The 21,183-nt window shown below is 60.0% G+C and carries 21 protein-coding genes; 5 read left to right on the forward strand and 16 right to left on the reverse strand.

Annotated elements, in window-relative coordinates:
* Positions 1-76 precede the first annotated feature (76 nt).
* From ACP3TA_RS23040 to ACP3TA_RS23090, 11 genes are all read right to left on the reverse strand, one after another.
* Entirely contained in the window at positions 77-649 is a 573-nt protein-coding gene (locus tag ACP3TA_RS23040) for a UbiX family flavin prenyltransferase (protein WP_033643877.1), read from the reverse strand.
* Between the two features lie 139 nt (positions 650-788).
* On the reverse strand, positions 789-2,306 hold the full coding sequence (gene purF, locus ACP3TA_RS23045) for an amidophosphoribosyltransferase (protein ID WP_033632500.1): 1,518 nt from the start codon (positions 2,304-2,306) through the stop codon (positions 789-791).
* A 21-nt stretch (positions 2,307-2,327) separates the two neighbouring features.
* Positions 2,328-2,828, reverse strand: coding sequence for a colicin V production protein (cvpA, locus tag ACP3TA_RS23050; protein ID WP_004936119.1), 501 nt, complete (start codon positions 2,826-2,828; stop codon positions 2,328-2,330).
* A gap of 234 nt (positions 2,829-3,062) precedes the next feature.
* Positions 3,063-3,815 (reverse strand): cell division protein DedD, encoded by a 753-nt coding sequence (gene dedD / locus ACP3TA_RS23055; RefSeq protein ID WP_033643878.1) that lies wholly within the window; start codon positions 3,813-3,815, stop codon positions 3,063-3,065.
* Positions 3,816-5,081 (reverse strand): bifunctional tetrahydrofolate synthase/dihydrofolate synthase, encoded by a 1,266-nt coding sequence (folC, locus tag ACP3TA_RS23060; protein WP_060660430.1) that lies wholly within the window; start codon positions 5,079-5,081, stop codon positions 3,816-3,818. It lies immediately after the preceding gene.
* Between the two features lie 191 nt (positions 5,082-5,272).
* The gene (accD, locus tag ACP3TA_RS23065) at positions 5,273-6,181 is read right to left on the reverse strand and encodes an acetyl-CoA carboxylase, carboxyltransferase subunit beta (protein WP_033643880.1); all 909 of its coding nucleotides are present in this window, start codon (positions 6,179-6,181) and stop codon (positions 5,273-5,275) included.
* 232 nt (positions 6,182-6,413) lie between these two features.
* Complete coding sequence (locus tag ACP3TA_RS23070) at positions 6,414-7,076, reverse strand: DedA family protein (protein ID WP_004936130.1); 663 nt, start codon at positions 7,074-7,076, stop codon at positions 6,414-6,416.
* 78 nt (positions 7,077-7,154) lie between these two features.
* Entirely contained in the window at positions 7,155-7,976 is an 822-nt protein-coding gene (gene truA, locus ACP3TA_RS23075) for a tRNA pseudouridine(38-40) synthase TruA (protein WP_033651950.1), read from the reverse strand.
* Entirely contained in the window at positions 7,976-8,986 is a 1,011-nt protein-coding gene (locus ACP3TA_RS23080; RefSeq protein WP_033643883.1) for an aspartate-semialdehyde dehydrogenase, read from the reverse strand. Before ACP3TA_RS23080 ends, truA begins: the two co-directional genes overlap by 1 nt.
* Positions 8,987-9,096: 110 nt before the next feature.
* Positions 9,097-10,218 (reverse strand): 4-phosphoerythronate dehydrogenase PdxB, encoded by a 1,122-nt coding sequence (pdxB, locus tag ACP3TA_RS23085; protein ID WP_033643884.1) that lies wholly within the window; start codon positions 10,216-10,218, stop codon positions 9,097-9,099.
* Between the two features lie 53 nt (positions 10,219-10,271).
* Positions 10,272-11,045 (reverse strand): AraC family transcriptional regulator, encoded by a 774-nt coding sequence (locus tag ACP3TA_RS23090; RefSeq protein ID WP_033643885.1) that lies wholly within the window; start codon positions 11,043-11,045, stop codon positions 10,272-10,274.
* Positions 11,046-11,162: 117 nt separating this feature from the next.
* Between ACP3TA_RS23090 and ACP3TA_RS23095 the strand changes: the two genes are divergently transcribed.
* Entirely contained in the window at positions 11,163-12,083 is a 921-nt protein-coding gene (locus ACP3TA_RS23095) for a DMT family transporter (RefSeq protein WP_046687555.1), read from the forward strand.
* Here the strand turns inward: ACP3TA_RS23095 and ACP3TA_RS23100 are convergent.
* From ACP3TA_RS23100 to ACP3TA_RS23110, 3 genes are all read right to left on the reverse strand, one after another.
* Positions 12,080-13,498 carry a sensor histidine kinase gene (locus ACP3TA_RS23100; RefSeq protein ID WP_033651954.1) on the reverse strand — a complete coding sequence of 473 codons (1,419 nt, stop codon included), beginning with the start codon at positions 13,496-13,498 and terminating at the stop codon, positions 12,080-12,082. The two genes, ACP3TA_RS23095 and ACP3TA_RS23100, sit on opposite strands and share 4 nt — an antisense overlap.
* Complete coding sequence (gene tctD / locus ACP3TA_RS23105) at positions 13,485-14,159, reverse strand: transcriptional regulator TctD (protein WP_033643888.1); 675 nt, start codon at positions 14,157-14,159, stop codon at positions 13,485-13,487. The genes ACP3TA_RS23100 and tctD overlap by 14 nt, the downstream gene beginning before the upstream one ends.
* A gap of 167 nt (positions 14,160-14,326) precedes the next feature.
* Positions 14,327-14,656, reverse strand: a complete 330-nt coding sequence (locus ACP3TA_RS23110; protein WP_033643889.1) for a hypothetical protein — start codon at positions 14,654-14,656, stop codon at positions 14,327-14,329.
* A gap of 274 nt (positions 14,657-14,930) precedes the next feature.
* Here ACP3TA_RS23110 and ACP3TA_RS23115 point away from each other — a divergent pair, with 274 nt between their 5' ends.
* From ACP3TA_RS23115 to ACP3TA_RS23130, 4 genes are all read left to right on the forward strand, one after another.
* Positions 14,931-15,911 (forward strand): Bug family tripartite tricarboxylate transporter substrate binding protein, encoded by a 981-nt coding sequence (locus tag ACP3TA_RS23115; protein ID WP_033643890.1) that lies wholly within the window; start codon positions 14,931-14,933, stop codon positions 15,909-15,911.
* A gap of 15 nt (positions 15,912-15,926) precedes the next feature.
* Positions 15,927-16,358: a tripartite tricarboxylate transporter TctB family protein gene (locus tag ACP3TA_RS23120; RefSeq protein ID WP_060660429.1), complete on the forward strand. Its 432-nt coding sequence runs from the start codon at positions 15,927-15,929 to the stop codon at positions 16,356-16,358.
* An 11-nt stretch (positions 16,359-16,369) separates the two neighbouring features.
* Positions 16,370-17,887 carry a tripartite tricarboxylate transporter permease gene (locus ACP3TA_RS23125; RefSeq protein ID WP_004936157.1) on the forward strand — a complete coding sequence of 506 codons (1,518 nt, stop codon included), beginning with the start codon at positions 16,370-16,372 and terminating at the stop codon, positions 17,885-17,887.
* 502 nt (positions 17,888-18,389) lie between these two features.
* Positions 18,390-19,187 carry a hypothetical protein gene (locus ACP3TA_RS23130; protein ID WP_142075822.1) on the forward strand — a complete coding sequence of 266 codons (798 nt, stop codon included), beginning with the start codon at positions 18,390-18,392 and terminating at the stop codon, positions 19,185-19,187.
* 121 nt (positions 19,188-19,308) lie between these two features.
* Here the strand turns inward: ACP3TA_RS23130 and ACP3TA_RS23135 are convergent, their stop codons facing one another.
* Together ACP3TA_RS23135 and ACP3TA_RS23140 are read right to left on the reverse strand one after the other, a co-directional pair.
* Positions 19,309-19,938: a CatB-related O-acetyltransferase gene (locus ACP3TA_RS23135; protein ID WP_198809152.1), complete on the reverse strand. Its 630-nt coding sequence runs from the start codon at positions 19,936-19,938 to the stop codon at positions 19,309-19,311.
* A gap of 156 nt (positions 19,939-20,094) precedes the next feature.
* Positions 20,095-21,090 (reverse strand): DMT family transporter, encoded by a 996-nt coding sequence (locus ACP3TA_RS23140; protein ID WP_187307476.1) that lies wholly within the window; start codon positions 21,088-21,090, stop codon positions 20,095-20,097.
* Between the last annotated feature and the right edge of the window lie 93 nt (positions 21,091-21,183).

Raw genomic sequence — 21,183 nt, forward strand, 5'->3', positions numbered from 1 at the left:
TGGGATCATTATGGTGCATGCGCCGCCCTAATTCAGTGCGGTGTTGCACAAATGTACCAATTTGGGGATGAAAATGTTAATCAGCACCCTGCCAACGGGTGAACAGATCGGCCGGCAATTCGATATCAAACTGATCGATCACCCGATTGACGGTCTGATCGATGATGTCTTCCACGCTTTTCGGCTGGTGATAAAACGCCGGCACCGGGGGCATGATCACCGCGCCCATTTCCACCGCCTGCGTCATCAACCGCAGGTGCCCAAGGTGCAACGGCGTTTCACGCACGCACAATACCAGGCGGCGGCGTTCTTTCAGCACCACGTCGGCGGCGCGGGTCAGCAGTCCGTCGCTGTAGCTGTTGACGATGCCGGACAGCGTTTTGACTGAACAAGGCAAAATCGCCATGCCCAGTGTTTTGAAGGAACCGGAAGAGATGGCGGCGGCGATATCGCGCGCATCGTGAACCACATCGGCCAGCGCCTGCACTTCACGCAGACTGTACGGCGTTTCCAGCGCCAGCGTCTGCCTTGCAGCGTTGCTCATCACCAGATGGGTTTCCACCTCTGCGACGTCGCGCAAGACCTGCAACAGGCGCACGCCGTAGATCGCGCCGCTGGCGCCGGAAATACCGATGATGAGTCGTTTCATGAAGAATGGCCTCTGCCGTAAAAAGTAAAAAATAAGATCAGGCAGACTTTGCCGCAATGGCGAGGGATAAGCAAGTTCACAGGAGCAAGGCGCACCGCCGCAGACGCGGCGATGCCCCCTGATGGATCAACACAGGCGGTTAGCCTTCGTTATGCAGTTCCAGATTTTCCGCTTCGGTTTGTCCCCGCAGCGCCTTGGCGTCGTCGTTGCGCAGCGACTCCAGGTATTCCAGATAGCTTTGATCGACGTCTTTGGTCACGTAGATGCCGTTGAATACCGAGCATTCGAACTGGGTGATGTCCGGGTTTTCTTCACGCACCGCTTCGATCAGATCGTCGAGGTCCTGGAAGATCAGCCCATCGGCGCCGATGATTTGGCGGATTTCATCCACTTCGCGCCCGTGGGCGATCAGTTCGTTGGCGCTCGGCATGTCAATGCCGTAGACGTTAGGGAAACGCACTTCCGGCGCGGCGGAAGCCAGGTACACGCGCTTGGCGCCCGCTTCGCGCGCCATCTCGACGATCTGCTCTGAGGTCGTGCCGCGCACGATGGAATCATCCACCAGCAGCACGTTCTTGTCGCGGAACTCGGCGCGGTTGGCGTTCAGCTTGCGGCGCACCGACTGACGACGCGCCTGCTGGCCCGGCATGATGAAGGTGCGGCCGACGTAGCGGTTCTTCACAAAGCCCTGGCGGTAGGGTTTGTCGAGAATGCGCGCGATCTCCAATGCGATGTCGCAGGAGGTTTCCGGAATCGGGATCACCACGTCGATGTCCAGATCTTCCCATTCGCGGGCAATCTTCTCGCCCAGCTTCTGGCCCATGCGTACGCGGGCGCTGTAGACCGAGATCTTGTCCATAAAGGAGTCCGGGCGCGCGAAATAAACGTATTCGAACAGGCACGGATTGGTTTTCGGATTCTCTGCGCACTGGCGGGTGAACAGCTGGCCTTTGGTGGTGATGTACACCGCTTCGCCCGGCGCCACGTCGCGCAGGAATTCAAAGCCCAGGGTATCCAGCGCCACGCTCTCGGAAGCCACCATATACTCGCTGCGGCCATCTTCCAGCGTGCGTTTGCCGATCACCAGCGGACGAATGCCGTACGGGTCGCGGAACGCCAGCAGGCCGTGGCCGATAATCATCGCCACGCAGGCGTAAGCGCCGCGCAGTTGCTGATGCATGGCGGCGACCGCGGTAAAGATGTTGTCGGCCTCCAGCGGATAATGCGGGAAGCGATCCAGCTCGCTGGCCAGCACGTTCAGCAGGATTTCCGAGTCGGAGGTGGTGTTGACATGGCGGCGGCCGCTTTCGAACAGCTTTTGGCGCAGCTCATGGGCGTTGGTCAGGTTGCCGTTGTGGGCCAGCGTAATGCCGAACGGCGAGTTGACGTAGAAAGGCTGGGCCTCAGAGGCGCTCGAGCTGCCGGCCGTCGGGTAACGCACATGGCCAATGCCCATGTTGCCCTGCAAGCGTTGCATATGGCGCGCCTCAAACACATCCTTCACCAGGCCGTTGGCTTTGCGCAAACGGAACCCGTTGTGGGCGTCAATGGTGACGATGCCTGCGGCATCCTGGCCACGGTGCTGAAGCACCGTCAGCGCATCATAAATCGACTGGTTTACCGGCATAAAACCGGCGATACCGACAATACCGCACATGTTGTCTTTTCCTCATCAGCGCTACCGCCCCGGCAATTGGGTCGGCAAGAAACTCGACGTGCTCTGCAGGTAGTCAAAGAACCACCTGATGACGTAACTGAACTGGGGAATCAGCTGCGACTGTTTCCAGTCGGCACTTTGTGAAAAGCCGGTAAAGGTATCCAGGAAGAACAGGATCGCCGCAACGATCAACACGCCGCGCAATGCGCCGAAGCAGATGCCCAGCACCCTGTCGGTGCCCGACAGCCCGGTTTTCTCTACCAGTGAGCTAATCACATAGTTAACAATAGCCCCTACGATCAGGGTCGCGATGAACAAAATCGCGATCGCGATGCCGTTTCGCACCAGTTCATCTTCAAAACGAGTGAAATAGACCGCAAGGTAAGAGTAGAAATGGCTGGCAACAAAAAACGCACATCCCCATGTCACAAGTGACAATGCTTCGCGAACAAACCCTCGGATCAGGCTCACCAGAGCCGAAAATCCAATCACCGCTATAATGACGTAATCAATCCAGACCATGAACTATTCCAATGATGAATCGCCCCTGCATCCAATTCGCGGCGAATTCTAACAGAAAAAGAAAACGTTTGCGTAGGGGATTTCCTACCACGTTACAAATAAAAAGCGGCGATTAAAAAATTCCCAATCGCCGCGCCTACATAGGTGATTTCGCCTGTAAAAGGCGCGGTTTCTCTCGAGATCTCTCCACCACTCCTTAATTCAGGGGCGCATCCTGCTGCGCCCCTGCGGGGTTTAACGACCGTACGGCTTCACCTGCCCGCTCAGCCCGCTGATCGAGTTCAGCGACGGCAATGCCGCCTGCAGCTTCTGCTTGGAAGCATCCGGGCCGACGTAGATGCGGGTGATCTGCCCTTGCACCGGCGTTGACGGCACAGTGAAGGCGCGATAGCCCGAAAGACGCAGCGAAGCGACAATCTCGTTCGCCTTGGCGGCATTTTTCAACGCCCCGAGCTGCACGACATAGGCTTGCCCGGCCGGCGCTTTTTCTTCCGCCGGTTTCGGCTGCGGTGCCGGCTCAGGCTTCGGCGTCGGTTCAGGTTTCGGCTCCGGCTTAGGCGTCGGTTTCACTTCCACCGGCTTCGGCTGCGGCGCCGGTTTCGGTTTCACCTCTACCGGTTTGGTTTCCACCGGTTTCGGCTTAGGCTGCTGCTGCACCGGCTGAGGACGCGTCTCGACCGGCGGCGGCGCCACCTGCGTCGGTTGCTGAGCATTCTGCCGCACCGCCTGTTGCGCCGCCGCTTCGTTAGCCGCCTGCTGCTCGACCAGCGCCCCCGCCCCTTCCGGCGGCTGCGCCGGCAACGGCTGCGTCACCGGCGGCAACACGTCGTTCTCTTCGACGTCGCCCGCCTTCGGCACCAAAGGAATGGCCGCGAATTCATCCTCGTAATGCTTCTTTTTGCCGTCCAGCAACCCTGGTAGGATGATCACCCCCAGCGCCACCAGAATCACGGTTCCGACCAGTCGGTTCTGAAATTTACTCGCCACTCACACTCCCCGCATCTCGTCTGACGCCGCCATCACCTGCGCAACGGTGTGGAACGATCCACAGACGATCACAATATCCTGTTTATCAGCATCCTGCATAGCCTGCCGCCAGGCAGTTTCGACATCATTAAAGCGTCGCGGTTCCGCCAGATGTTGCGCCAGCAGTTCGACGCTGGCGCCGCGCGGGCCGTCGAGCGGTGCGCAGTACCATTCATCCACCTGCTCGCTCAGGCAGGCCAGCGTACCGGCGATGTCCTTGTCCGACAGCATGCCCACCACCGCGCGCACCTTGCCGCCGTCGCGCGGCAGCTTGGCCAGACGCCCGGCGAGATAGCCGGCGGCGTGCGGGTTGTGCGCCACATCGAGGATCAGCATCGGCTCCCGCCGCACGATCTGGAAACGCCCCGGCAGCGTCGCCTGCTGCAGCCCGGTGAAGATCGCGCGCTCGTCGATTTCCAGCGGGGAACAGTTCAGCGCCGCCAGCGCGGTAGCGGCGTTGGCCAGCGGCACGTTCGGCGTCGGCAGATCGGTCAGCAGCGTGTCGCCGCCCTGCCACTGCCAGCGATCGCCCTGCTCGCTGAAGCTCCAGGCTTCACCGCGGCGATACAGCGGCGCGCCCAGCGTTTCGGCGACCTGGCGAATGCTGTCCGGCATGTCGGGTTCGCCCACTACCGCCGGCTTGCCGCTGCGGAAAATGCCGGCCTTTTCACGGCCGATGCTTTCGCGATCGTTGCCCAGCCAGTCGGTGTGATCGAGCGCGATGCTGGTGATCACCGCCACGCTCGGATCGACGATGTTGGTGGCGTCGAGGCGCCCGCCCAGGCCGACCTCCAGGATCACCACGTCCAGCCGCGCCTGTTTGAACAGCTGCAGCGCCGACAGGGTGCCGAATTCGAAATAGGTCAACGACGTTTCGCCGCGGTCGGCTTCAATGGTGGCAAACGAGCGGCTGTGCTCCGCTTCGCTCAGCTCTTCCCCCTGAATGCGCACGCGCTCGGTGTAGCGCACCAGATGCGGTGAGCTGTAAACGCCGACGCGCAGGCCAGCGGCCAGCAGAATGGCTTCAAGGGTGCGACAGGTCGTGCCTTTGCCGTTAGTGCCGGCAACGGTGAACACCGTGGGAGCGGGGGTCAGTAAGTCCAGGTGCGCCGCGACGCGCTGTACGCGCTCGAGGCCGAGTTCGATCGCCTGGCTGTGCAGACGTTCCAGATAGTAAAGCCACGAGCTCAATGGCGACGTGGCTTGGGGAATTTGGTGGTTTTGCATGAGTCCCATCACTGAACTTGGGTTCATTAATCCATCAGGGCACCACCCTCACCGCGGTAAAGGCGATGCGCTTCGTCACTGCCGCCCACCTGCAAACCGCAACGTCATAGGCCGCGGCCGGCAGGGAACGGGCATCAGCCGTCACTTAGCCACAAAGTGGCGGCTGAACCCGGGCGGGATCCGTCTTTGCCTCAGGCGTCGGCCTGCTGCTCCGGCTCAATGACCGGCGCGGCCTCATCGAAATGCGGCTGCGGCTGGTTGGTCAGCTTGGACAGAATGCTCGCCAGCGTTTGGCGCATTTCCGGGCGGCGAACGATCATATCGATCGCGCCTTTTTCGATCAGGAACTCGCTGCGCTGGAAGCCCGGCGGCAGTTTCTCGCGCACGGTCTGCTCGATCACGCGCGGGCCGGCAAAGCCGATCAGCGCTTTCGGCTCGGCGATGTTGATGTCGCCCAGCATCGCCAGGCTGGCGGAGACGCCGCCCATGGTCGGGTCGGTCAGCACGGAGATGTACGGCAAGCCGCGCTCCTGCATTTTGGCCAACGCCGCGCTGGTTTTCGCCATCTGCATCAGCGACATCAGCGCCTCCTGCATGCGCGCGCCGCCGCTGGCGGAGAAGCACACCAGCGGACAGTTGTCCTCCAGCGCCTGCTCAACCGCACGCACGAAACGCGCGCCAACCACGGAAGACATCGAACCGCCGATGAAGGCGAATTCAAAGGACGCCGCGACGATCGGCATGCCGTACAGCGTGCCCTTCATCACCACCAGCGCATCTTTCTCGCCGGTCGCTTTCTGTGCGGCGACCAGACGATCTTTATAGCGCTTGGAATCCTTGAATTTCAGAACGTCTTTCGGCTCCAGATCGCTGCCCAGCTCCACTTCGCTGCCTTCATCCAGCAGGGTATGCAGACGCGCGCGCGCGCTCATACGCATATGGTGGTCGCACTTCGGACACACTTCCAGATTACGCTCCAGCTCGGCGCGGTAGAGAACCTGGCCGCAGCTGTCGCATTTGGTCCAGACCCCTTCAGGAATGCTCGCCTTACGGGTTTGTGTGATATTGCTCTTGTTAAGAATTCGTTCAATCCAGCTCATCGATGACCTTTCTGTTTGAACCTGGCACACGCCAGTCCGCTGTTCATGCTTTAACAATCCCCCTGAAAACACCCCCAATGAAAAAATGCCCGTTCGCCGCGCGGCAAGCGCGCGACCGAGGCATCGGCTTCAGGGTTGTTCGCAGGAACAGACCATAATGTCGCTCATTAAACCATATCGGCCCGACGCTGTGGACAAAAAACTGGTCGAACCGACAGGTTGAGCGATGTTTTTATTGTTTTTGCTGGCGGGCGGCGGCGCGCTTGTGGCGCCAAATTTCAATCACGCCCGGCAGAATCGAAACGATGATGATCCCGACGATCAACAGCTTCAGGTTCTCCTGCACCACCGGCAGATCGCCGAACAGATAGCCAGCATAAGTGAAGAGCAGCACCCAAACCAGTGCGCCAATCACGTTGTAGGCGGCGAAGTGGCGATAGGACATATGCCCCATGCCGGCGACGAACGGCGCAAAAGTACGCACGATCGGCACGAATCGCGCCAGAATAATCGTTTTCCCGCCGTGCTTCTCATAAAACTGATGCGTTTTATCCAGGTAGCTGCGGCGGAAGATTTTCGAATTCGGGTTGCTGAACAGCTTCTCGCCGAACAACCGCCCGATAGTGTAGTTCACCGCATCGCCGATGATCGCCGCCACGGCCATCAACGCCACCATGGTGTGCACGTTCAGATCGTTGGTCGGCAAAGCCGCCAGCGCGCCGGCGACGAACAGCAAAGAATCCCCCGGCAGGAACGGCGTCACCACCAAACCGGTCTCGCAAAACAGGATCAGGAACAGAATAGCGTAGACCCACATGCCGTATTGTGCGACCAGTTCGGCCAGGTGCACATCAATATGCAGAATGAAATCAATAATAAACTTGATGATGTCCATAAATTCTCTCATTGATACCGGGCGTTTCAATCACCCGGCAGAAGCACAAGGGAGCGACGCTTTCAGGCGTGCCGGCGTTTAATCGTCGGGTAAAAACAGCGGCCCCATCGGCGGCCGCGGGATGCCAAAGTGGTCGGGATAGTCCACGGAAACCAGATACAGCCCCTCGGCTCGCGCCGTCGCCGCCGCCAGATTGCGATCCTTCAGCGCCAGCAGCTCGGCCATCCAGTTCTCATCCTGATTGCCGCAGCCGATCTCCATCAGGCTGCCGACGATGTTGCGAACCATGTGATGCACGAAGGCATTCGCCTTGATATCTACCACAATATATTCGCCGTAGCGCGTAACCTTAACGTGTTTTACGCAGCGCCACGGGGTGCGCGACTGGCATTGCACCGCGCGAAACGAGGTAAAGTCGTTCTCGCCCAGCAATGCCTGCGCCGCCCGATGCATGCGGTCCGCGTCCAGCGGGTGATAAAAATGCGTCACCCCCTGTTGCAACACCGCCGGCCGGTAGCGATGGTTGAAAATAATATAGCGGTAACGGCGCGCGGTGGCGCTGAAACGCGCGTGAAAATCATCGGCGACGGGGCTCACCCAGCGCACCGCGATGTCCGGCGGCAAATGGGTGTTGACGCCCATCGTCCAGGCGGCGTCCTTGCGGCGCGCGGTGGTTTCGAAGTGCACCACCTGCCCGGTGGCGTGCACCCCGGCGTCGGTGCGCCCGGCGCACAGCACGTTGATCGGCGCATCCGCCACCTTGCTCAGCGCCTGCTCCAGCCGTTCCTGCACGCTGGCCACTTCTTGCTGCCGCTGCCAGCCGTAGTAACGGCTGCCGTCATATTCGATGCCCAGCGCTACCTTCAGCGTCGGCTGAGCGGGCGAGACCACCTCAGACATCAGTACATCTGCTCCTGCACCAGACGCTCGGCGGTTTCGATCGCCATCAACGCGCCGCCGAAGCGGACGTTGTCCGCCACCGTCCAGAACTGCAACAGCTCGGGGATGCCGTAATCGTTGCGCAGACACCCGATGCTGAGCGCATCGCTGCCGGAAGCTTCGGTGACCTGAGTCGGGTAATCATCCTCTTCACTCAGTTGAACGTCCTCGACCTCTTCAAGCTCGCTGCGCGCCTCTTCGGCGGACAGCGGGCGCAGCGCTTCCAGGTGCACGACCTGGGCGTGGCCATAAAACACCGGCGACTGGATACAGCTCACCGAAATCGGCAACCCTTCGTCCTGCAGCACCTTGCGCACCTGATCGACGATCAGGCGCTCTTCGCGCACGCTGCCCTGCTCGTCGGCGACAAGCGGCAGCATATTAAACGCCAGCTGTTTTGTGAAAACGCCTTCTTCGGCCGGGATGCCGTTCAACAGCCGCGCGCTCTGGCCGGCCAGATCGTCCACCGCCGCCTTGCCACGCGAGGATACCGACATCAGCGTCGTGACGTGCAGGCGCGACAGCCCCGCCTGTTCGGTCAGCGGTTTGATCGCCGTCAGCAGTTGGCTGACCATGCTGTCGGCCACCGCGACGATGTTGCGGTTGCGGTAATCCGCCAGCACCTGCGGGTTAACGCCAGGCACCACCAGCGGCACATCCGGTTCCATGGCGAACAGGCCGCTGGTGTCGATCACCAGACAGCCCATGTTGCCGGCCTCTTCGGCATAGCGCGCTGAAGCGTCGCTGCCGGCGACGAAGAAGGCCAGTTGCGCCTGCGACCAATCGAACTCTTCGGCGTTTTGCACCAGAAGAGACTTGCCGTTGAAGCGCACATTGGCGCCCGCGCTGCGTTCGCTTGCCAGAGGATAGAGCTCACCCACCGGGAACTGGCGTTCCTGCAACAATTCCAGCAACGCTTCACCTACCGCGCCAGTGGCGCCGAGCAGCGCGATATTCCAGCCGTCAGACATTGGGTTTTCTCCAGAGTATTTCATTCATAAAAGCAGACGGGCAGTGCAGCCACCGCCCGATAATCTTTGCCGCTCACTGTAGCGGCGTTGGCTTAAGACAACCTTACGCGCTACGCGATGCTGAAGCCCAACTTGCCGAGCAGCTCGGCGCTGGCGCTGTCATCGCATTGCACGGCCAGCGAAGACCACTCGCGGCGTTCCTGGTAGTGCTTGCGCAGGCGATCGAACTCGCCCGGTTGCCCGGCGACTTTGCGCAGCGGCGCATCATCGCGGCGCACATCATACACCAAGTGCATCAATCGTTTTAACCGCGCTTCATCCAGCGGGCCGTTGAGACGGATCTGGCTGAACTCCGGCACCGGCAGCAGCGAGGCCAGCGCCACCTGTTGCGGCTGCCCCAGATGGCGGCTGAACGCTTCGAACACCTGGGTGGTGCCGCGCGCCTTGCCTTCCAGCGTATACCCGGCGATGTGCGCGGTGCCGATATCCACCCGCGCCAACAGCGGCAAAGCGAGATCCGGCTCCGGTTCCCACACGTCCAGCACCGTGCTCAGCTTTTTGCCTTTTTCCAGCGCCTGCAGCAACGCAGCGTTATCCACCACCGGCCCGCGGCAGGCGTTGATCAGAATGCGGTTGTCCGGCAACGCCGCCAGCAGATCGGCGTCCGCCAGATGCAATGAATGATACGGGCCGGATTTATTCAGCGGCGTATGGAAGGTCAGCACGTCGGCCTCGGCCACCAACTTCTCCAGTGGCCAGAATTCCCCGGCGTCGCCGCGATCGGCGCGCGGTGGATCGCACAGTAGCGTGCGCACGCCCAGCGCTTTGAGGCGCGCGTCCAGACGCGAACCGACGTTGCCCACGCCGACGATGCCGACGGTTTTATCCCGCAATTGGAAGCCATCGCGCTCGGCCAGCAGCATCAATGCGGAGAACACATACTCGACCACCGCGATGGCGTTGCAGCCCGGCGCGGCGGAAAACCCGATGCCCTGCCGTTGCAGCCAGGCATCATCGACGTGATCGGTGCCGGCGGTAGCGGTGCCGACAAAGCCGATGCGGCTGCCGGCCAACAAGGCTTCATTGACCTTGGTGACCGAACGCACCATCAGCGCGTCGGCATCCGCCAGCGCCTCAAGCGGGATCGGACGCCCCGGCACCGCCCGCACGTCGCCCAGGCGGCTGAACAGCTCGGCCGCATACGGCATATTTTCATCAACCAGAATTTTCACTGCGTTCTCCGACGGTTTACGGCTATTTGTCTGCGAAATAGTGTGCCACTGAATCAGGCACGGCGAAAGCGCTCAGGGGTGGTGCCGGCGATCTGCTGGAACATGACGATAAAGGCCGACGCGGAGCTGTAACCGACCTCCAGCGCCACGTCCTGCACGGTTTTGCCCTGTTCGAGCAGCGACACGGCGTGCAGGAACCGCAGGCGCTGGCGCCATTCGCTGAACGGCATGCCCAAATCCTGCTGGCAGCGGCGAGACAGCGTGCGCTCGGTGGTGTATACCCGCTTCGCCCACGTCGCCAGCGAAGTGTTGTCCGCCGGGCAATGTTCCAGCGCTTCCAGCACCGGCGCCAAAAACTTGTCGTCCGACGACGGCAGATAGGTTTGCTGGCGCGGCGACAGATGCAGTTGGTCGATCAGCACCTGGCAGAGGCGCAAATCCGCCTCCGCCTGCGGAATGTACTGTTTACGCGCATAGAAATCCTCGGCGATGGCGCGAAAGATCGGCGTCACATTGACCAGGCAAGGATCGGCCGGCATGCCGGCGCACAGCGCCGGCGCGATGTCCACCATGCGGCACTGCGCCAGCCGCTGGTTGTAACAGGAGTGTTCGATGCCCGCCGGCGTCCACAGCACGTACTCCGGCGGCGCCAGAAAGCGCTGCCCGCCGATGCGCAGCACCATCACCCCGGCTTTGACCCACATCAATTGGCCCCAGGTATGGCTGTGCGGCTGGAATTCGGTGCGGACGTTGAACTCCTCGCAACGAAACTGCACCGGGTTTGGCGCCGGGATCAGCGACTCGGGGAAATGGCGGATTTCTGGCATGGTTTCGTCTCGTGATTTGTCTTATTTACGCCGATTTTTGTCTGAATATCGTTATATATGATAAACCGGACACGCGTAGACTAGCCAGCATGTTGGACGCTATTGAGAATAATTGTCATGAATATGCTTTTCCCCCTGCTGGCCGTGCTGATTTGGTCGATTAACGCCGTCGTCAGCAAACTCTCCGCCACCGCCATCGATCCGGCGGCCATCTCGCTCTACCGCTGGCTGCTGGCGCTGATCGCCCTGACGCCGTTTGTGCTGCCGGGCGTGCTTCGCAACTGGGCGCAGGTGCGCGCCAACTGGTGGAAGCTGATGATCCTCGGCTTGCTCGGCATGGTGCTGTATCAAAGCCTGGCCTATTACGCGGCGCACAGCGTCAGCGCGCTGTTTATGGGCATCATCGTGTCGCTGATCCCACTGCTGACCATCCTGATCAGCATCGTACTGCTGCGCATTGCGCCGACCGTCGGCGTGCTGCTCGGCAGCATTCTCTCCTTCTGCGGTTTGATCTGGCTGGTCAGCGGCGGTCAGCCCGGCGCGCTGTTGCAGCACGGTATCGGCAAAGGGGAATTGATGATGCTGCTCGCCACCGCCTCTTACGCGCTGTATGGCGTGTTGACCAAACGCTGGGCCATCGCGCTGCCGAACTGGCAATCGCTCTACGTGCAGATCCTGTTCGGCGTGCTGTTGCTGCTGCCGAATTTCCTGATGGCGAAGGATGTCGGCTTGAACGGCCATAACCTGCCGCTGGTGCTGTTCGCCGGCATTCCGGCCTCGATCATCGCGCCGTACCTGTGGATCCAGGGCGTCCTGCGCCTGGGCGCCAACACCACCTCGATCTTCATGAACCTGGCGCCGGTGTTTACCGCCGCTATCGCGGTACTGTTCCTGCATGAACAATTGCACGGTTACCACCTGATCGGCGGCGGCATCACCCTGCTGGGCGTGATCCTGTCGCAGCGGCTGCGCACGCCGCTGACGCGTAAAGCCAAAGCCCCGGCGGCAGGCGCAGATTCCTGCAAAGAACAGGCCTAAGCCAGCAACCTGAAACGCACCCGCACCAACAGGCCGCCCAGCGCGGCGGAGCTCAACAGCTCCGGGCGGGTGCCGTGATACGCGGTGATGTCCTTCACCAACGCCAATCCCAAACCGGCGCCCGGCTGATCGCCCACGTTGTCCAAACGATGAAACGGCTGCAGCGCCAACGCCTTGTCCTGCAAGGCGATGCCCGGGCCGCTGTCTTCTATCTCCAGCACCCCTTCCCCCGTAGCCTTGTCCCGCGTAAGGCGGGCGGTCACCACGCCCTGGCGCGGCGTGTATTTCAGCGCGTTGTCCAGCAGATTGGCGCACAGCTCGGCCAACAGCAGCGGCTCCCCCGCGACCTGACACGCCGCTTCACCCTCGAAACCGAGATCGATCTGTTTGCTGCGCGCCTGCGGCAAGCGAGAGAAACAGGCGTCGCGCAGCACCTGCGCCAAATTGACCGGCTGCAGCTTGCGATCGGCGCTGTGCTCGCTGGCTTTCAGGCGCGAGAGGTGCAGCAGACGGTCGGTGAGCGCCACGGTGTTATCCAGCGTCGCGCTCATCGCCTGCAGACTTTCGCGCCACTGCTGCGGCCGATCGCTGGCCAGCGCCACCCCGACCTGGGTCTTCAGCACCGCCAGCGGGGTGCGCAGCTGGTGAGAGGCGTCGGCGCTGAAGCGTTCCTGACGCGCCACCATCAGCCGCAGCCGTTCGATGTAACGATTAAAGGCCACCAGCAGCGGCTGCATCTCCGACCAGGGAAGAACCCGCGGCAAAGGCGTCAGTTCGCCCGGATCGCGCCGCAGCATGATGCCGGAGAGTTTACGCATCGGCTTCAACACCCGCTTGAGCAGCGCGAACGCCAGGATCAGGGTCAACACCACCACCGTGCCCTGGCTCAACAGCGCCGCGATCATCATCTGCCGCGCCAGGTAACGACGCGATTCCAGGGTTTCCGCCACCAGAATGGTCGCCATGCCGCTCACGCCCGACTCGTTGACCGGTTGAAACAGCGCCGCCACGCGGATCGGCCGGCCGAGGTATTCCGCATCGTAGAAATGCACCAATGCCGGATAGAGGGTGGAGCGTGGAATGTGGGGCGGCAACGACGGCAAATCGTCATAGCCCGAGATGCTTTTCCCCTGCGGCGAGATCACCTCGTAATAGAGCTGATCGTTCATGTTGCGCTCGAAGCTGTCGAGCACCACATAAGGCACATCGACCGCCAGCTTGCCTTCGCGCACCACCAGCCGCTCCGCCACTGTGCGCGCCGACGCCAGCAGCGTGCGGTCGTAGGCCAGGGTGGCGGCGCTCATGGCGCTGAAGTAGTGGGTGTAGATAGAGATGCCGCCCAGCGCCAGCAGCGGCAGGCCAAAAAACAGCAGCAGTTGATAAAACAGCGAACGCGGCGCGTTAAACCACCGCATTGCACAGTTCCAGGCTGTAGCCCAGACCGCGCAGCGTGACGATCGCCACGTCGCTGCCCTGCAGCTTTTTCCGCAAACGGTGTACGTATAGCTCAATGCTCTCCGGATTGGCCTCGTCAGACAGCGTAAACACCTGCTCAAACAGCTGCTGCTTGGCCACCGGGCGGCCGCGCCGGTGCATCAGCGCGGTCAGCACCGCCAGCTCGCGCGGCGTCAGCGCCAGCGGTTTGCTCTCCAGCAGGAAATAACCTTCGTCATGATAGGTCAACGCGCCGTATTGCAACGCCGGCTGCGCGGCGCCGACGCTGCGGCGCAGCAACGCCCGAATGCGCGCCTCCAGCTCGTCCAGTTCGAACGGTTTGGTCAGGTAGTCGTCCGCCCCCAGATTCAGGCCTTTCACCCGGTCGGTCACGTCGGTGCGCGCCGTCAGCAACAGCACCGGCAGATCCTGCCCGCGCTTGCGCAGGCGCGCCAGCAAATCGAGACCGTTCAGACGCGGCAACGCCACATCCAGCACCGCCAGCGCATAGCGTTCATTAAGCAACAGGTGGTCGGCGGCCACGCCGTCCGGCGCGACGTCGACGGCAAATCCGGCGCCGGTCAGCGCCTTTTGCAACCAGTGAGACAGCTCGGGGTGATCTTCAACCAATAACAGTCGCATGTTCCCATTCCATTGATTTACCTGAACAACCAGACACCGATGCGGCGTCTGTTAACAGGTCGATAACAGAGAATGGCATGGAAAATAAGGGGATAAAAGAGCGCCGCGCCGCCAGTTTTGGGAGCTGGCACACAATTATGCGTACTGGGGCGCGCTCGTGTGACGCCTCAGATCAGCGTGATGGGGCTATCGGCGAGAGCAAGATCCAACACCGGACACAGCTTGTCGGCGGTAAACGGCGAAGAAACCAGCACGGAGCGGTTGTTGGCGGCAAACACCAGATCGATGCCGGTCACGCAGGCGGTCATCTGGCAAGCATACTTTTCACCGTCGGCGTTGACGAAATGCAACTCAAATACGCCAATCTCAGGGCGCAAGCGCTTCAAACGACACTGCCCGGCTTCTCCCGCCATCTCGGCGTAGACCTCTGGCAGCCGTTTAATCGCACATACCTTGGCGCTGTCCCTGCCGCCAAACAATTTCCCTAACGAAAACATATCACTGCATCTCTATTCATTTTATTACAGATGATTTTAACGCGAACGACTATCGGCAATCCTGACATTACGCAGGGTTTTGGCCGGTTTTGCGCACTGTTCTCTGCGCCCATTCTATGTTAGCGCACCCGCCGTTCGCTCGCGACAAGAGACCCTAATCACAGACTGGAAACTTTTCCGGCCACTGAAAGGTAAATGAAAGGTTGTTGTTTTAACAATTCCGCAACCGCATTCGGCGGGATTCACCATCAGACAATACCGAGGGTAAGTCACAATGAAAAAAATAATGACCCGTACCTTTACCGCCGCCGCCCTGTTGCTGGCGGTCTCTCAGGCCTTTGCCGTGGAAGCGCCCAAACGCACCGAATGCATTGCGCCGGCCAAACCCGGCGGCGGCTTCGATCTGACCTGCAAACTGATTCAGGTATCGCTGCAGGACACCAAGGCCATTGATAAACCGATGCGCGTCACCTATATGCCCGGCGGCGTCGGCGCGGTGGCCTACAACGCCATCGTCGCGCAACGCCCGGCGGAGTTCGGCACCGTGGTGGCCTTCTCCGGCGGTTCGCTGCTCAACCTGGCTCAGGGCAAGTTCGGCCGCTACAACGTGGACGACGTGAAATGGCTGGCGGCGGTCGGTACCGACTACGGCATGATCGCGGTGCGCGCCGACTCGCCTTACAAAACCTTGAAAGACTTGATGGACGCTTTCCAAAAAGATCCCAACAGCGTGGTGTTCGGCGCCGGCGCCTCGATCGGCAGCCAGGACTGGATGAAAACCGCGCTGCTGGCGCGCGAAGTCGGCGTGGATCCGCGCAAGATGCGCTACGTGGCGTTCGAGGGCGGCGGGGAACCGGTCACCGCGCTGCTGGGCAACCACATCCAGGCGGTATCCGGCGATCTGAGCGAAATGGTGCCTTACCTGCAGGGCGACAAGATCCGCGTGCTGGCGGTGTATGCCGAGCAACGTCTGCCGGGCCAGTTGGCCGATATTCCCACCGCCAAAGAGCAAGGATACAGCCTGGTGTGGCCGATCATTCGCGGCTTCTACGTCGGGCCGAAAGTCAGCGATGAAGAGTATCAGTGGTGGATCGACACCTTCCAGAAAATGATGGCGACCGACGAATTCAAGCAGCAGCGCGATCTGCGCGGCCTGTTCGAATTCAACCTGACCGGCAAAGAGCTGGACGCCTACGTGAAGAATCAGGTTGCCCAATACCGTGAGCAGGCGAAAGTGTTCGGCCTGGCCAAATAACCGCAGGGGAAAACCATGAGCGATCGTATTTTTGCCGGCTTTTGGCTGCTGCTGTGTATCGGCGGGCTGTTCATCGGCTGGGGCATCCAGAGCGAATACAGCTATGAACCGCTGGGGCCGCGCCCGTTCCCGCTGGCGATCCTCAGCCTGATGGCGCTGTGCGCGGCGCTGCTGTTGCTGCGCCGCCCGCAGGCGGTGGAATGGCCGCACCACAAGGTGATGCAGCGGCTGCTGGTGCTGGTGATCACCCTGGTGCTGTATGCCTGGGGGTTTGAATGGCTCGGCTTTCCGCTGGCGACCGCGCTGCTGACGTTCAGCATCGGCCTGCTGTTTCAGGCCAGCCTGCCGGCAGCGGCCATCTCCGGCATCATCATGGGCGCCGCGTTGTACTACGCCTTTGACCAACTTCTCGATGTCACACTGCCGCTCGGCGCCTGGCTGAGCTAACGGGAGCGATGATGGATACCTGGATGTATTTGACCCAAGGGTTTGAAGTGGCGCTGGTGCCGCAAAACCTGATTATCGCCCTGATCGGCTGCTTCGTCGGCACCATCGTCGGCCTGTTGCCGGGGTTGGGGCCGATCAACGGCGTGGCGATCCTGCTGCCGCTGGCGTTCGCCCTCAAACTGCCGGCCGAATCGGCGCTGATCCTGCTGGCGACGGTGTATATCGGCTGCGAATACGGCGGGCGCATCTCGTCGATTCTGCTCAACGTGCCGGGCGATGCGGCGGCGATCATGACCGCGCTGGACGGCTACCCGATGGCGCAGCAGGGGCGCGCCGGCGTGGCGCTGTCCATCTCGGCGGTCAGCTCGTTCGTCGGCTCGATGATCGCCATCGGCGGCATTATTCTGTTCGCGCCGCTGCTGGCCCGCTGGTCGCTGGCCTTCGGCCCGGCGGAGTATTTTGCCCTGATGGTGTTCGCCATCGCCTGCCTCGGCAGCATGATGAGCCAAAACCCACTGAAATCCCTGCTGGCGGCGCTGATCGGCCTGGGGCTGGCGACGGTGGGCGTCGACGCCAACACCGGCGTTTACCGCTTTACCTTTGACAGCGTACACCTCTCCGACGGCGTGCAGTTTATCGTGGTGGTGATCGGCCTGTTCTCGGTCAGCGAGATCCTGCTGATGCTGGAAAGCACCAGCGCCGGGCAAAAGCTGGTGCGTAAAACCGGCCGGTTGCTGTTCAACCGCAAAGAGGCGGCGCAGTGCGCAGGCCCGACCCTGCGCTCGTCGGTGATCGGCTTCTTCGTCGGCATCCTGCCGGGCGCCGGCGCCACCATCGCCAGCGCGCTGACCTACATGACCGAAAAGAAAATCAGCGGCAACAGCGACACCTTCGGCAAGGGCGACATCCGCGGCGTAGCGGCGCCGGAAGCGGCCAACAACGCCTCGGCCTGCGGTTCGTTCATTCCGATGCTGACGCTGGGAGTGCCGGGTTCCGGCACCACGGCGGTGATGATGGGCGCGCTGACGCTGTACAACATCACCCCCGGCCCGGCGATGTTCACCGAACAGCCGGATATCGTCTGGGGGCTGATCGCCGCGCTGCTGATCGCCAACGTCATTTTGCTGATCATGAACCTGCCGCTGGTCGGCCTGTTCACCCGCATGCTGACCATCCCGCTGTGGTTCCTGGTGCCGGCGATCGCCGCGGTTTCCGCGGTGGGGGTTTATGCGGTGCACAGCACCACCTTCGACCTGCTGCTGATGGTCGGGTTGGGGGTGTTCGGCTATATTCTGCGGAAAATGCACTTTCCGATGTCGCCGCTGATTCTGGGCTTCGTGCTGGGTGAGATGCTGGAGCAGAATCTGCGTCGCGCGCTGTCGATCAGCAACGGTGAATTCGGCATCCTGTGGAGCAGCAGCATCGCGCAAACGCTGCTGGTGTTGGCGGTCGCGGTGCTGGCGCTGCCGCCGCTGCTGCGCCTGATGCGCAAACGCCGCCATCTGGCGACCGAGGCCAAAGCCGAGTAACACGAAACGGGCGGGGATATGTTCCCTAATGCCGATCGTTTGAGGATGCTTGCATAAGTCGAGCAGAGAAAAAATCCAGAGCCAGACTTTTGACTCTGGATTTTTCATGTCTAAACTCGCAATAGCCTTTGTTGTACGCGATTGCTCCATTAAAGATGTCTGTTACCTCCTCGACACCGTTTTTAACCTGGCGAAGGCCATCAAATTTTACCCCTGAATCTGCCCCCTACACGAACTTTTTATATCGGTATTTATGGAGAACGTGACGCAAGCACACTGAGCCATTATATAAATCTGAATTATGATTTTTTATTTAATCATAAAAAATAAAATATTATAAACCTAGCCAAAGCTCATCGAACAACGCCAGAGACCATATTATTGCCGTTCAATCAGGCACATGGTAATGTGATGACGACATCCTCTGTAAACCTGTCACAATATGGGCAACATTATAGATGAACAATCAATAAGGAAGATCAATGTAAAATGAGGGATTATAATGTTTAGAGTATTTATTTTTTGTTTCGCCTCTTTATTATCTCAGCAAGCTTTAGCTGGCGCCTATATGCTCCCGGTCTCTTTTGTTAACCTGACGGTTGTTCAATCGCTGGTTGCGTGGGATGAGAGCCCTTCTGATCTCAACCCTTGCTATGGGTGGACGTCTTGTTTTATTGGCCCTGATGTAAAATACAGTACTCGATATCCTGGACTACACGGCTCATGTGTAGACTCCAAAAATTGTCTTCGGATTGAAAATTATAGAACAGCAAAAGAAGTGGAGATCGCCTGGAAGAACACCTTCGGCATTCCATGGACCTCGCAGCCTTACCTCGTGAATGGCAGAGATGCCAGCTGTGTTGGGATGTTCTATATACGAACGCCGGCAATATCCGGCGGTGCGAGTTTATGGCCTAATTCTGTTTGCGGCATATTACCACCACAAAACCAATCTTGTGATGTGAATCTTCCTACAGTGATAGATTTTGATACGCTTTCACAAGACGAGATTTCCGGGATGGAGAGAACGATTTATGGAACAATCGGATGCACTCAATCAGGCACGATAAAAATTTACTCTCAATCTACATTGGGCGAGGGGAATATTTATTTAAGAAGCAACAAGAAATTTTATTCAACGCTTTTTTTAGATGGCAACTCTGCATGGACAGGCGTGGATTATTATCTGGTTGGCGGCCAACAAAGAAATATCAGCCTAAAAGCAAAACTGACAGCCCATGATACCGTCGACCCAGGGCCTTTCTCAGGTAATGCTATTGTATACATTGCATTTCTATAAATGCGGCACTACGGCTGTCGTGGAACGAGGATTAACAGCCGCAGTGTTTCTGGTACACTTGGCCCGATTATCTCGGGCCTTAATCGAGCTTGCGCAGCGTTATTATCCCGTGTTTCATTAGCTAACGCTCAATGTTGCATACCGCCCGCTCTAAGGCCGCAATATCATTATCGGCTAGCAAAGGCTGCACCTGCGCAAAGTCCGCCTCGGACAAATCATAGAGGCGCAACGCAAGCAACCGCGCGATGATTTCCGGCGCGAATCGCCAACGGATAAACCTCGCCGGATTGCCGCCGACGATGGCATAAGGTTCAACGTCGCCGGCCACCACGCTGCCGGCGGCGACGATCGCCCCTTCGCCTATCGATACCCCTGGCATCAACATCGCCCGCATGCCAATCCAGCAACCGTCACCCAGCCGGGTATCGCCTTTGGGGCGGTACGCCTGTTTGATGGTTGCCATAAACGGGTACAGGCTCAACCAGTCGATGCGATGGGTGTGATTGCCCCCCATCAGGATCACCGCTTCGGCCGCGATGCAGACATAGTCGCCGATCAGCAGGCGATCTATTTCGCCCAGCGGCTGCCATTGCCGGCTGACCGCGTCGCCGTGCAGATAGCGCACCACCGAGCGTTCGAAACCGTTATCCCAGCAGTCGCTGTAGTAGCTGTGGGTGCCTTTGACGATAATATTCGGGTTAGTCACCGTCTGATGCAGCAGCTCGGTGTTGGACCAGTGTTTTTCGGACATGGCGTATTCTCTTGTTACGGGAATAAAAGCCACGGAACGGAATGTCTGTGGCCGTGTTGTCGTTCACTCAACACGGCCCTTCAAGCGATAAGCGCTCGTTTCAATCTCGGGTTATTCATGATTACCGCCTCTCTTGCGAGGCGAAATGGTAACCGATCACGCCTCGGCGGTCTTGCTTTTCAACAGCAGCACCCCACCCATGACCAACGCGCTGCCCAGCAGCTGCAGCTGATTCATGTTTTCCCCCAGCAGGAAATAGGCGATCACCGCGGTGAAAACCAGCTCCAACGACAGGATCAGGTTGGCTACGGCCAGCGGCAGCGTTTTCAGGCTGATGTTATACAACCCGAAGCCCAACAGCGTCGGCCCGGCGGCCAGCGCCAGCAGCAACAGCCAGCCGCTCCACTGAATGCCCTGCGCGCCGTGCGACAGGAACCACAGATCGCCGGCCATGCCGTGGAACGCCGCCAGCGGGAACGCCGTCAGCGCCGCGTTGAACACCAGCTGATACAGCGCCGAAAAACCGAAAACGTACAAAATGGTGTTCCACACCGGATAGCCCCGTTCGCTGGCCACCCGCCCGCCGAGGGTATACAGGGTATAGCCGATGCCCGACAGCATCCCCACCAGCAGCCCCAACAAATCGAAGTGCTGGTTGCCCATGCTGTCGCCGTTGCTGACCAGGAAACAACCGCCCAGGCTGATGGCGATCACCAGCAGTTGGCGCAGCGTCAGGCGTTCGCTGTACATCACCCAGCCGAGGAACACGGTAAAGCCCACCGAACAGTAGGTCAGAATGGTCGCCACCGATGCGCCGTTCAGCGCCACCGACAGCGTCCACAGGCTGTTGAACAGCGCCAGCAGCAGCCCGTAAAGCGCGTAGAACAAGACCTGTTCACGGCGCAGGCGCGCCCACTGCGGTTTCACCACCAACAGCAGCGGCAACAGCACCAGCGCCACCAGCGCCGCGCGCCAGAACGCCAGCACGAAGGTCGGCAGGTGATAGTAATCGGTCAGCGCGCGGATGATGATGGCGGTAAAGGCCAGCAGCATGGCGCTGATCATGGCGATGACGTAACCCTGGCGGCTGCCCTGAAAGAGACGCGCGCCGGGCAGCAAAGGCCGGGCGGAAACGCCTGACGGTAATGACATGAGATCCTCGGAAAAATGGCGACGTAAATGCTCAGGCGCACAGTGTAACGCGGCCATATTTTCCCACTATAGCCACTTTTCGGCCTTGTCATG

This window comes from Serratia sp. 2C06 (assembly GCF_050037615.1).
In the GTDB taxonomy this organism is placed as follows: Bacteria; Pseudomonadota; Gammaproteobacteria; order Enterobacterales; family Enterobacteriaceae; genus Serratia; species Serratia ureilytica.